Raw genomic sequence first — 11,692 nt, 5'->3', positions numbered from 1 at the left:
GTTTTCCGTGGTGTTGTCCCGGGGTTGGCGTGAAGCCGCCGGGTCGCCGCGGGAAACGCCGTAACGGTGGTGGATTCGGGCGCCGGAACTGTGGCGGGTTCTGGTCGTAGTCGTAGTCGTAGTCGTGCGGGTGCGGGTGGCGGAAAAGCGCCGGGCGGGGCGGAATCCGCCAGGAGCCAGGAGCCAGGAGCCAGGAGCCAGGAGCCAGGAGCCAGGAGCCAGGAGCCAGGAGCCAGGAGCCAGGAGCCAGGAGCCAGGAGCCAGAGGCCAGGAGTAAATGTGGTCCGTCGAGGCGGCGGAGCGTGCCCGGGACCGGGCGTGGGCGCGTGGGAAGGCTGTGGACGGTGTGATGCGGTGCGAGCCCCGGTTCGGACTGCGATTCGGTCTGTTGGGGCCGCCCGTTCTGTACGAGCCGTGTGAGGGGCAGGGGCGCGAGCCCACCGACGGGCCCGGCGGATCGTACGACGTCGGGGGCGCGGGCGCCGGGCGGGCGGGGCTTGCCGTGCGGGCCGTCGGCAGTCCCAAGGTGAGTGTTCTGCTGGCCGCGTTGCTGCTTGAGGCCGGGCGGGTCGTGTCCGTCGCGTCGCTCAAGGACGCCCTGTGGGGTGGCGCGCCGCCGGCCTCCGCGCACGCCTCCCTGCACAACCACGTCGCCCGGCTGCGCCGCATGCTCGACGACCCCGGACGGCTGCGTGCCGTGCCGCCGGGGTATCTGCTGCGGGTCGAACAGGGCGAGTTGGACGTCCACGTCTTCGAGAACCATGTCGCCGCCGCGCGCGCCGCGCACGCCGGGCGTGAGTGGGAGCGGGTTGTGCGCGAGTGTGCGCGGGCGCTCGCGTTGTGGCGGGGTGCGCCCTTGAGCGGGCTGCCGGCCGAGGTGGGCGGGTACGCGTTTGTGCAACGGCTGGCCGAGGCGCGGCTGCTGGTACTGGAGTGGCGGTACGACGCCGAGCTCGCGCTTGCGGAACATGCGGAAGCCGGGGGCGACCGACTTGCCGGGCTTGTACCGGAGTTGGCCGCGCTCGCCGCCGAGTATCCGCTCCGCGAGGCGTACCACCGCCAGCTCATGCTCGCCCTGCACCGCACCGGCCGCCGCGCCGAGGCGCTCGCCGTCCATCGTGATCTGCGGGCCCGGCTCGTGGAGGAGTTGGGGGTCGAGCCGGGGACCGGGGTGCGCGAGGCTCATGTGGAGGTGTTGCGGGAAGGTGCGCAGGGGGGTGATGGAGAGGGGCGGGAGGGAGCGTCGGGCGAGGCGGTGCCCGACGGGAGCGCGGTGCGGGCGGCCGTGAACGGCCCGGGGGCACCCGCACCGGCGCCCGCGCCCCGGCCATCCCAACTCCCCCCACCACCCGCCCACTTCACCGGCCGCACCGCCGTACGCGACGCTCTCCTCGGGACCCTCACCCAGCCCGCCGCCCTCGCCGTCGTCAGCGGCATGGCCGGAGTCGGTAAGAGCGCGCTGGCCCTGTATGTCGCACATGCTCTGGCGGAACGTTTCTCCGATGGTCAGCTGTACGTCAATCTGCACGGCGCCACCCCCGGCATGACCCCCCTCACCCCGGGCCAGGCACTCACCGCGCTCCTCCGCGACCTCGGTGTGGAGCCCTGCCGTATCCCCGAACACCCGGACGCCGCCGCCGCGCTGCTGCGCTCACTGCTCGCGCCGACGCGCACCCTCATGGTGCTGGACGACGCCGCGAACGCCGCGCAGGTACGGCCGCTGCTGCCGGCCGGCGCCGGGTGCGCGGTGATCGTCACCAGCCGTTCGCCGCTGACCGCCCTCGACGGCGCCCGCCGCTTCCCGCTCACGCCGCTGAGCAGTGCGGAGAGCGCGGCGCTGCTGCGCGCGGTGTCCGGGCGGGACGGGCTCGACGCCGGTCATCCGCTCGTCGAACTCACCGGCCGGCTCCCGCTCGCGCTGCGGGTCGTCGCGGCACGGCTCGCCGCGCGCCGGGCGCTCACGCCGGACGTACTCGCCGGTCAACTGGCAGCCACCGAGAGGCGGCTGCACCATCTGGAGTACGACGACCTGAGCGTACGGCGCTCCCTCGCCGTCGCCCATGACGCGCTCGCCGCATCCGACCGCGAGGCCGACCGGGACGCCGCCCTCGCGCTGTGCCGTGTCGGCGCGCTCGACCTGCCCTCGTATGGCGCACCTCTGATCGCCCGCCTCACCGGCACCGACGAGCGCCGCGCCGAGGCCGCGCTGGACCGGCTGGTCGATGTGGCCCTCCTGGAGGAGACGGCGTACGCCCGCTACGCACCCCACGACCTGGTCCGCGACTTCGCCCGCGAGCTGGCCGCGGGCGCGCACAGCGGCGCCGACGCCAGGGAAGGCCACCGCGCGTGCGAGTCGGCCGCCGTGAAGGGGCGCTGCGACGGGATCATCGAGACGGCCTCTGCCTGCAGCGCCGCCATGGCGAAGGGGCGCTGCGACGGGATCATCGAGACGGCCTGTGCCTGCAGCGCCGCCGCGGCGAAACGGCATCGCGACGAGATCATCGAGACGGCCCACGCCCGCACCGCCGCCGCGGTGAAGGGGCACCGCGACGAGATCACCGACACGGCCCACACCCGCACCGCCGCCCCGGCTGACCCGCACAGCGCGGTCGGCGTCACCCATGTCGCTCGCCCCCGCACCCCGGCCCACCCGCACCCCGTCGACGACCTCGTCGACACCGCCCTGCGCTGGTACGCCACCACCGCCGAACGCGCCCTCACCGCCGTCGTCGAACCCGGCCTCGACCGTGACGACCGCTGTCGCCCCTCCGCCGCGCAGCCGCCGGAGCACGCCGCGTATGTCACGACGGTCGCCGCCTTCGACGGGGCCGAGGCGGCGTTCGCCTGGGGTGACGGTGAGCTGGGCAATGTCGTCGCGCTGGTCGAGGCGTATGCCGACGACGCCTGCGAGCGCCGCGCCGCCTACCTGTCCACCCTCCTGCGGCTGCTCTTCCCCTACCTCCACCGCAGCGGCCGTATCCCCGAGATGGAGCTGCTCGGGCGGGCCGGGCTCGGGTTGGCGCGGCGGCTCGGGGACGCGGCGGCCGAGGCGTACGCGCTGGGCGACCTCGCCGGGATGCACTTCCTCACCGGGCGGCAGAGCGAGGCGCTCGCGCTCAACGACCGGGCGCTGGCGATCTGGCGGCGGCTCGGGGCCGTGTCCTGGATCCGGCGCTGTCTCAACAACCGCGGGCTGCTGCTGGAAGGGCTGCAACGGTACGCCGAGGCCGAGGACGCGCTGCGGCAGAGCCTCGGGTACTCGAGTCGGCTGAACGATCCGTACGGCGAGGCCGTGACGTACAGTCATCTCGGCAACCTGTACGAGCACACCGACCCCCGCGCCGCCATCGAGCACCACCGCCGCTCGCTCGCCCTCGGCGTCGGGATCGGCGCCGTCATCGTGCAGCACTCCGCGCACTGCAACATCGGCTACGCCCACCTGGCCCTCGGCGAATCGGCCGCCGCCGTCGAGCACTTCGAGGAGAGCCTGCGCGTCCTGGGCGGCCACGGCGACTGGCACGGCGAGTCCCAGACCCGGCTCGGCCTGGTCCGCGCGCTGCGGCTGCTGGGCCGCGCCGAACGGGCCGAGCGCGAGTGCGCGGAGCTGCTGCGCCGTGCCGATGCCCGCTCCGACCGGTACACCGGGGGCCTCGGCCGTCACCAGTACGGTCTGCTGCTGCGTGACCAGGGGCGCGAGGACGACGCGCACCAGGCGTGGCGCACCGCCCTCGCCGATCTGGACGGGACGGACGAGCGCGCGGTCGTCGCGGAACTCCGGTCCCTCACAGCCGCTGTCCGCTGATCACTTCGCGTCCGCATAGCACTCCACCACCGCCGTCGTGAACGGAAACCGCACCGGCGTCTCGCCGAACGTCAGCCGGGCCGCCAGCGCCGCCGCCTCCCGGATCGCCGCCACGACCGCCTCCGCCTCCTCCTCGGGGCAGTGCACGATCACCTCGTCGTGCTGGAAGAAGACCAGCTCGGCCGCCAGGTCCGCGCAGGCCCGGCGCAGTGCGGCGAGCAGCAGCAGGGTCCAGTCGGCCGCGCTGCCCTGCACGACGAAGTTGCGGGCGAAGCGGCCGCGGGCGCGGGCGTTGGTGGAGGCGTAACCGGGGACCCATTCCTGACCGCCGACGGGTTCGACGGACTCGTCCTGCGGGAGTCCCGCCTCCTCCGCCGCGTCCTCGCCCGCCCCGGCGGCCGGTGGGCAGGTCCGGCCCAGCCACGTCCGCACCAGCCGCCCCTCCTCACCCGCGCGCGCCGCCTCGTCGACGTATGCCACCGCCTTGGGGAAGCGGCGTCTGAGCGCGGCGAGGTTCTTCAGGCCGTCGCCGGAGGTCTGGCCGTAGATCGCGCCGAGCACGGCGAGTTTGGCCTGGGCACGGTCGCCGGAGAAGGCGCGGTCGGAGACGGACTGGTACAGGTCGCTCTCCCGGCCCGCCACCTCCATCAGGCCGGGGTCGCGGGAGATCGCCGCGAGCACGCGCGGCTCCATCTGGTCGGCGTCGGCGACCACCAGCCGCCAGCCGGGGTCGGCGACCACGGCACGCCGGATCACCTTGGGGATCTGCAGGGCGCCCCCGCCGTTGGTCACCCAGCGGCCGGTGACCGTGCCGCCCGCCAGGAACTCCGGGCGGAACCGCCCGTCGCGCACCCAGTCCTGCAGCCAGGACCAGCCGTGGGCGACCCAGATGCGGTACAGCTTCTTGTACTCCACCAGCGGCTTCACCGCCGGATGGTCGAGGGACTCGATCTCCCAGCGGCGTGTGGAACTCACCTTGATCCCGGCCTGCGCGAAGGCCTTGATCACGTCGGCGGGCAGATCGGGCCGCACCCGGCGGCCGAACGCGGCGGACACCTCGTCCGCCAGCTCGGCCAGGCGGCGCGGCTCGCCACCGCCCGTGTACCGCTCGCCGAGCAGGTCGTGCAGCACCTCGCGGTGCACCTGCGCGCTCCAGGGCACCCCCGCGCGGTTCATCTCCGCCGCCACCAGCATCCCCGCCGACTCGGCGGCTGTCAGCAGCCGCATCCGGTCGGGGTGCGCGGTCCGGTCGTGCCGTCGCTGCTGTTCGGCGTAGACCGCCAGGAGGTCGTCCAGGGGCAGGTGGACGCCCTGGGGCTCGAACAGCGGGGACTGCGCGCCCGGTTCGGCGGCCCGCTGGGGCGGGTCGGGCGGCACGGGGCCGCCGCGCAGGCGGGCGAGCGCGGCGGCGGCCGAGCGGGGTTCGCCGTACCGCCCCTCGTGGCCGAGGAGGAGGGTCTCGGCGTCCTCGATGTCGTAGCACCGCTCCACTCGCACCCCCGTGGCGAGCAGCCGCGGATAGACCTCGGCGGTGGACCGCCACACCCACCGCGTGACGTACGGCCGACCGCGCACCGCCTCCGCCAGGTCCTCTTCCCGCCGCACCGGCCCTGCGGGCAGCCCGTCAGGACCGAGGGGGGCGACCTCCACGCCACCGTCCTCGGCCGGAGCGAGCGCCCATCGGTCGGCCATGCATGCGAGTGTCGCAGCCGGGTCTGACAACGGGCCCGCGTCAGCCCTGCTCGCCTTCCTTCGCCTGCTGCGCGAACTGGGCGAGTGCCTCCGCGACGTACTCCTCCACTCCCTGCTTGGTGATGCCGAGGCCGGACAGGACGCCTCGGCCGTTCTCGAACTCCAGCAGCGCGAGGAGGATGTGCTCGGTGCCGATGTAGTTGTGGCCGAGGCGGAGGGCCTCGCGGAAGGTGAGCTCCAGGACCTTCTTGGAATCCGACCCGTAGGGGACGAGCTCGGGAGCCTCCTCGGCGGACGGCGGCAGTACCGCCTCGGCCGCCTCGCGCACCGCCTCCAGGGTGACTCCCTGGGCCGTGATCGCCTTGGCGCCCAGGCCTTCGGGGTCCGCCAGCAGTCCCAGGACCAGGTGCTCGGGCAGCCCCTCGGCGTGCCGCGCGTGCTTCGCCTCGCTGTGCGACGCCACGACCGCCGCGCGCGCCCGCGGGGTGTAGCGGCTGAAGCCCTGGCTGGGGTCCAGGTCCATGGACTCCTTCGGTACGAAGCGCTTCTGCGCGGCCTGCCGGGTGACGCCCATGCTCTTGCCGATGTCCGTCCAGGACGCGCCGGAACGCCGGGCCTGGTCCACGAAGTGGCCGATCAGGTGGTCGGCCACGTCGCCCAGGTGCTCCCCGGCGAGTACGGCGTCCTGGAGCTGGTCGAGGGGTTCGTCGTGGACCTTCTTGATGGCCGCGATGAGGTCGTCGAGACGGATGGATGACGTGAGGTCGGGGTTCGTCGCCATGTGTCAACCGTAGGTTGACGCTTCGGAGGGTGTCAACTCTGAGTTGACACCGCCCTCCGGTCGCCGCCGTGGGTTCCCGGAACGCATGACACGATCCCCACGTGGACACCAGCACCGTCGACCGCGCCTTCCGCGCCGCCCTCTACGCCCCCCCCCCGGCGACCACACCGCCCTCGACGCCGGCGCGTCCCTGCTCGCGGCCGACCCGGCTGCGGACGTGGAACTCGCCCGGCGTGGGCTGGAGTTCGTCGCCGGGGCCTGGCGGCGCGGCTGGCAGCCCGCCGACGTCGTACGGATCGTCCGCCGCGAACTGGACGACGTACACGAACGCCTCGTATCGGAGCTGATCCTCGAACAGGCAGCGCACGACCGCCCGCGCGGCCCCCGCTGGGCGGCGCAGCTCGCCCAGCTCGCCGAAGAGACCTCCCCCGGCCCTCCCCGCACCGACCGCTTCACGCACGCCACCGCCGTCCTGGAGCTGTACCGCCTCCTGCTCCGCCTGCCCACCCTCGAAACCCTCGGCGAACCGCTGACGCAGTCGCACGCACGTGCGGAACGTGCGAAGTCCGAGTCCCGCATGCTGACCCGTATCCGCGCCCTGCTCGCGAAGGCCGAGGCGACCGGGTTCCCGGACGAGGCGGAGGCGCTCAGTGCGAAGGCGCAGGAGCTGATGGCGCGGCACAGCATCGACGAGGCGCTGCTCGCGGGCCCGGAGCAGGGCGGTCGCGGGCCGACGGCCTGGCGGATCGGCGTCGACCAGCCGTACGAGCAGGCCAAGGCCGTGCTGCTGGACGCGGTCGCCGCCGCCAACCACTGCCGCGCGGTGTGGAACGAACCCCTCGGCTTCTCCACCGTCGTCGGCTTCGAACCCGACCTGGAGGTGGTCGAACTCCTCTACACCTCACTCCTCGTCCAGGCCACGACCGCGCTGACGAAGGCAGAGGCCGCTCAGCGCGCGGGCGGGCGCAGGCGTACGAAGACGTTCCGGCAGTCCTTCCTCGCCGCGTACGCCCACCGCATCGGCACCCGTCTCGCCACCGCCGCCGAGCAGGCTGCCGAAGAGGCGGCCACCGAGGCGGGCGGCCTGCTCCCCGTCCTGGCCTCCCGCGAGGTCGCGGTCACCGAGCGCATGGAGAGCATGTTCCCGGACACGACCACGACCCGGCTGCGCGGAGTGACCGACGCGGCGGGCTGGACGGAGGGGTCACGCGCGGCAGACCGGGCGGAGGTCAGGTCCCGGCCCCGCCTCGACTGACTGGCTCCGCGCCGCGGAGTCCGACTGTCTGCCTGGCCGTGGCTGGTTGGTTCCGGTCGTGTCTTGTGTGGCTGTGTGCCTGGCTTCGATGGACTGGTTCCGCCCGGGCTCGACTGGGGCTGGTTCCGTGTGTGCCTCGGCGGACTTGATCCGCCTGGCCGTGGCTGGTTGGTTCCGGTCGTGTCTTGTGTGGCTGTGTGCCTGGCTTCGATGGACTGGTTCCGCCCGGGCTCGACTGGGGCTGGTTCTGTGCGTGCCTCGGCGGACTTGATCCGCCTGGCCGTGGCTGGTTGGTTCCGGTCGTGTCTTGTGTGGCTGTGTGCCTGGCTTCGATGGACTGGTTCCGCCCGGCCTCGACTGGCTGGTCCGGCCCCGCCTCGACCGACTGGTCCCGCCCCGCCCGCCCGACGCTCAGTCGCCCGCCTGCAGAAACGCGCCCACCGACGCGTCCGGCGCGCCACCCGAGACGAGCGCGACCGCACCGTACGGCCACTCGAAGCTCTGCGTCGCCGACGCCCCCGGCAGGCCGACCTTCACCGTCTTGGCGTCGAGGCTGCCCTCGCTGCCCGCCCCACCCCGTACGTACGTGATCGTGAACGTCGCCGCCGTGTCCTTGGCCAGCGTCAGCTTCTGCGCCTTCGCCGCCTTGTCCGCCGGTACGGTCACGGAGGTGCCGTCGGCCTGCAGGTCGACGGCGGGGAAGCCGTCCAGGGTGCACTCGGCGCCGTGGTTGGTGACGGTCACGGGGATGTTGCCGGTGTCCCCGGCGACGGGCGCGGCGTTGGCGGGGCCGACCTCCACGCCGACCTCGTCGAGGGCGCACGCGGACGTGTCCTGGCCGCCGCCGTCGCCTTCACCGCCCCCGCAGGCGGTCAGCAGCAGGGCGGCGGCGAGGGCGGCGGAGCCGACGGTGAGCGAAGTGGCACGCATGAGGGATCCCCTGGGTTCGTGACGATGCCCCTGGATCATCACGTACGCCCGCGCGACCCGATCACCCGGCCCGGGCCGTCCGAGTCACGTCACGAGCCCAGGCCCGCCGTGGGCAACCCCGACGGCAGCTTCCCGCCCTCGGCCTTGGTGTACGTCTCCTCGCCGAGACCACCGTCCCAGGTGACCTTCAGGCTCGTGGCGCTGACGGAGTCGACCGTGCCGGTGCCGCGCTTGTCCTTGCCCTGCGTGCAGGTGAGCCGGATCGTCTGCCGACCCGACGCCTCGCCCACGCGCCCACTGCACATGGTCCCGCCGGTGGCGAACAGCCCGGCTTTCTCACCGGTGACCACCAAGGCCACCGCCTGCCCCTCGCTGGTGGCGAGCCAGCTGCCCTCCAGCTCCCCGACGACCGCGGACGGCGAACCGCCACCACCACCAGTACCGGCCGACGACGTACCAGGGCTGGGGCTGGGGCTGGGACTCGCCGCAGCCCCGCCCGACTCCGACTCCGAGTCCGGGTTCGAGTTCGAGCCTCCGCCCCCACTGCAGGCAGTCAACACGACCGCCCCCACCACACCCGCGGCCACGGCCGCGATCCGCCACCGCCCGCGCACCACACCGCGCGCGTAGGCCGCCGAAGTCCTCGCGGAAGTCACTGCATGCCCCCAGGGGTGAGCCGGTAGCCGGAGCCGGTCGGCCGTATGAGCCGTGCCGCCGTACAGCCGCATTGCGGTACAGCCGTACAGCCATACAGCCGTACGACCACACAGCCGAATGACCATACGGCCCTATGACCACAAACCGTACGACCACACGTCCCTACGACCACACGTCCCTACGACCACACAGCCCTACGACCGGATCGAGGTACAACCGCATAGCCGCACGACCTCATTGCCGCACAACCACACAGCCGCACGACCACAAAGCCATACGGCCATACGGCCATACAGCCCTACGACCGCAGCAAGCTACCAGCCCGTAACGGCGCCTACCAGGAAGACTTCCGCACCCCCGGCAGATACCCCGCATGCGCCTGCTCCCGCAGACTCACCCGGGACAGCCCGAACGCCCGGAAGTACCCGCGCGGCCGCCCGTCCACCTGATCCCGGTTGCGTACGCGCGTGCCGCTCGCGTCCCGCGGCTGCTTGCGCAGCTCCCGCTGCGCGGCGAGCCGTTCCGCGTCCGTCGACGACGGCCGCCGGATGATCTCCTTCAGCTCGGCCCGCCGGGCGGCGTACCGCGCGACGATCTCCTGCCGCTTCTCGTTCTTCGCGATCTTGCTCTTCTTGGCCATCAGACCTTCACTCCTCGGGCACGGATGCGGGCCACCGCCGCCTCGACGCCGATCGTGTCGACCGTCTTGATCCCCTTGGCGCTCAGCCGCAGCCGTACGTACCGGCCCTCGCTGGGCAGCCAGTAGCGCTTGCTCTGGATGTTCGGGTCGAAGCGGCGTGAGGTGCGCCGGTGGGAGTGGGAGATGCGGTTGCCGAAGCCGGGCTGGGCGCCGGTCAGCATGCAGTGGGCGGACATGGGTGACGTACCTCTCCGTGGACGCTGTCGTAAATGGAATTCATTTTCAGTAAGATAGCAGCATGGCACGCAACGAACTCCGCCCGGTCATCAAGCTCCGGTCCACCGCCGGTACGGGCTACACGTACGTCACCCGCAAGAACCGCCGCAACGACCCGGACCGTATGACCCTGCGCAAGTACGACCCGGTCGTCGGCCGCCACGTCGACTTCCGAGAGGAGCGCTGAGCCACCGCCATGCGCAAGGGAATCCACCCGGAGTACGGTCCCGTCGTCTTCCGTGACCGTGCCGCGAACTACGCCTTCCTCACCCGGTCCACCATGACCAGCGAGAAGACCATCGAGTGGGAGGACGGCAACACCTACCCGGTCGTCGACGTCGAGATCTCCAACGTCAGCCACCCCTTCTACACCGGCACCGCCCGCGTCCTGGACACCGCCGGACGCGTCGAGCGCTTCGAACGCCGGTACGGGAAGCAGGGCTAGCCCATGCCCGAGCTCTCCGTCGTGATCGTCGGCGGGCTGCATGCCGACGCCCGCAAGGCCACCGTCGAGCAGCTGCTCGCCGACGTGCCCGGCAGTGTCGTACTCCACCACGACCTGGCGACCGCCGCGGCCGGGACGGTCGTACGGACCGTCCGCGACGCGAACGGCATCCGGGACGCCGGTGAGGCGCCGCTCGTCAACGACTGCGCGTGCTGTGCCCTGCGCGAGGACCTCGTCCCGGAGCTGGAGCGGCTCGCGGACGCCGGTGACACGCCGCTCGCGGTCGTCGAGCTGTGGGACTCCGTCGAGCCGAAGGCCATGGCCGAGGTGGTCACGTCCGGCGGGCTCACGGTCACCGGCGTGATCACCGCCGTCGACCCGGCGCTGCTGCTGCCGTACCTCGGCAACGGCGACGACCTCGCCGAGGGCGGCCTCGCCGCGGCCGCCACCGACCAGCGCACCGTCGCCGACACCTTCGCGCGGCAGCTGGAGTACGCCCCCGTCCTCGCCGTCCTGGACTCCCCGGAGGCCGACGACGAGGACCGTGAGCTGCTGGCCCAGCTGCACCCGACGGCCCGTCAGGTCCCGATCGGCCACGGTGACCTGACGGGCGCCCCGGGCACCCGGGGGGCGCGTGGGGTACGCGGCGCGCGGGGTGTGTACGGCGCGCACTCCCCGCTCGCGCACGCCGCCCTTGCCGGATTCGACGTGGAGGCGGCCGCCGCGGCCCAGCACCCCGCCTGCGCGCTCCTGCCCACCGAGGCCGACGCGCACGGGGTGTCCACCCTCGTCTGGCACCGGCGCCGCCCCTTCCATCCCGAGCGGCTCTACCAGGCGCTGGAGGACCTGACCTGCGCCGCCGCGCGCAGCCGGGGCCGGTTCTGGCTCGCCGACCGGCCCGACACGCTGCTGCACTGGGACGCCGCCGGCGGTGCCCTGTGCGTGGAGAGCGCGGGCCCGTGGCTCGCCTCGCTGCCCGACGCGGCCTGGGAGATGGTGCCGCCGGTGCGCCGCGCCGCCGCCGCGCTGGACTGGCACCCGGAGCACGGCGACTGCTGCCAGCACCTGGTCTTCACGTCCCCCGGCCTCGACCGCGAGGGACTCGCGCACCTGCTGGAGTCCTGCCTGCTCACCGACGCCGAGTACGCCGCCGGGCGCGACGCCTGGAAGCGGTTGCCGCCCGCCTTCGACACCCTCCTGGAGGTCTGACCCCG

At 73.1% G+C, this 11,692-nt stretch carries 11 protein-coding genes and 1 pseudogene; 6 read left to right on the top strand and 6 right to left on the bottom strand.

The features are described from left to right. The first annotated feature begins 349 nt into the window (after positions 1-349). Entirely contained in the window at positions 350-3,802 is a 3,453-nt protein-coding gene (locus KWI83_RS10020; RefSeq protein ID WP_256362088.1) for a BTAD domain-containing putative transcriptional regulator, read from the top strand. Here the strand turns inward: KWI83_RS10020 and KWI83_RS10015 are convergent, their stop codons facing one another. Next, positions 3,803-5,494 (bottom strand): bifunctional 3'-5' exonuclease/DNA polymerase, encoded by a 1,692-nt coding sequence (locus KWI83_RS10015; protein ID WP_218513963.1) that lies wholly within the window; start codon positions 5,492-5,494, stop codon positions 3,803-3,805. It lies immediately after the preceding gene. Between the two features lie 40 nt (positions 5,495-5,534). Next, a complete protein-coding gene (locus KWI83_RS10010) occupies positions 5,535-6,275 on the bottom strand; it encodes a Clp protease N-terminal domain-containing protein (RefSeq protein WP_218513962.1) in 741 nt (246 codons plus the stop codon). Between the two features lie 101 nt (positions 6,276-6,376). Here KWI83_RS10010 and KWI83_RS10005 point away from each other — a divergent pair. Continuing rightward, a pseudogene (locus KWI83_RS10005) lies at positions 6,377-7,530 on the top strand (DUF2786 domain-containing protein). A 411-nt stretch (positions 7,531-7,941) separates the two neighbouring features. On the opposite strand, the gene KWI83_RS10000 reads toward KWI83_RS10005, so the two are convergent. Together KWI83_RS10000 and KWI83_RS39910 are read right to left on the bottom strand one after the other, a co-directional pair. Then, the gene (locus KWI83_RS10000; protein WP_218513961.1) at positions 7,942-8,460 is read right to left on the bottom strand and encodes a DUF4232 domain-containing protein; all 519 of its coding nucleotides are present in this window, start codon (positions 8,458-8,460) and stop codon (positions 7,942-7,944) included. Positions 8,461-8,549: 89 nt separating this feature from the next. Then, positions 8,550-8,750 carry a hypothetical protein gene (locus KWI83_RS39910; RefSeq protein ID WP_308122013.1) on the bottom strand — a complete coding sequence of 67 codons (201 nt, stop codon included), beginning with the start codon at positions 8,748-8,750 and terminating at the stop codon, positions 8,550-8,552. A 25-nt stretch (positions 8,751-8,775) separates the two neighbouring features. On the opposite strand from KWI83_RS39910, the gene KWI83_RS39905 reads away from it, so the two are divergent. Further along, on the top strand, positions 8,776-9,090 hold the full coding sequence (locus KWI83_RS39905) for a hypothetical protein (protein ID WP_308122012.1): 315 nt from the start codon (positions 8,776-8,778) through the stop codon (positions 9,088-9,090). 361 nt (positions 9,091-9,451) lie between these two features. On the opposite strand, the gene rpsN is transcribed toward KWI83_RS39905, so the two are convergent. Both rpsN and rpmB read right to left on the bottom strand, forming a co-directional pair. Beyond that, on the bottom strand, positions 9,452-9,757 hold the full coding sequence (gene rpsN, locus KWI83_RS09990; protein ID WP_218513960.1) for a 30S ribosomal protein S14: 306 nt from the start codon (positions 9,755-9,757) through the stop codon (positions 9,452-9,454). Beyond that, positions 9,757-9,993: a 50S ribosomal protein L28 gene (rpmB, locus tag KWI83_RS09985; RefSeq protein ID WP_218513959.1), complete on the bottom strand. Its 237-nt coding sequence runs from the start codon at positions 9,991-9,993 to the stop codon at positions 9,757-9,759. Before rpmB ends, rpsN begins: the two co-directional genes overlap by 1 nt. A 62-nt stretch (positions 9,994-10,055) precedes the next feature. Here rpmB and rpmG point away from each other — a divergent pair, with 62 nt between their 5' ends. Genes rpmG through KWI83_RS09970 form a run of 3 tightly spaced genes read left to right on the top strand, consistent with a single transcriptional unit; the run spans position 10,056 to position 11,687 of the window. Then, entirely contained in the window at positions 10,056-10,220 is a 165-nt protein-coding gene (rpmG, locus tag KWI83_RS09980; RefSeq protein WP_003999141.1) for a 50S ribosomal protein L33, read from the top strand. Positions 10,221-10,229: 9 nt separating this feature from the next. Further along, positions 10,230-10,478 (top strand): type B 50S ribosomal protein L31, encoded by a 249-nt coding sequence (locus KWI83_RS09975; protein ID WP_218513958.1) that lies wholly within the window; start codon positions 10,230-10,232, stop codon positions 10,476-10,478. Positions 10,479-10,481: 3 nt separating this feature from the next. Continuing rightward, a complete protein-coding gene (locus KWI83_RS09970; RefSeq protein WP_218513957.1) occupies positions 10,482-11,687 on the top strand; it encodes a GTP-binding protein in 1,206 nt (401 codons plus the stop codon). Positions 11,688-11,692: the final 5 nt, after the last annotated feature.

The organism is Streptomyces sp. TRM70350, assembly GCF_019219825.1.
Taxonomy (GTDB): Bacteria; Actinomycetota; Actinomycetes; order Streptomycetales; family Streptomycetaceae; genus Streptomyces.
Note: the sequence above shows the minus strand (reverse complement) of the source record. Positions and strands in the feature narration are given on the sequence as shown.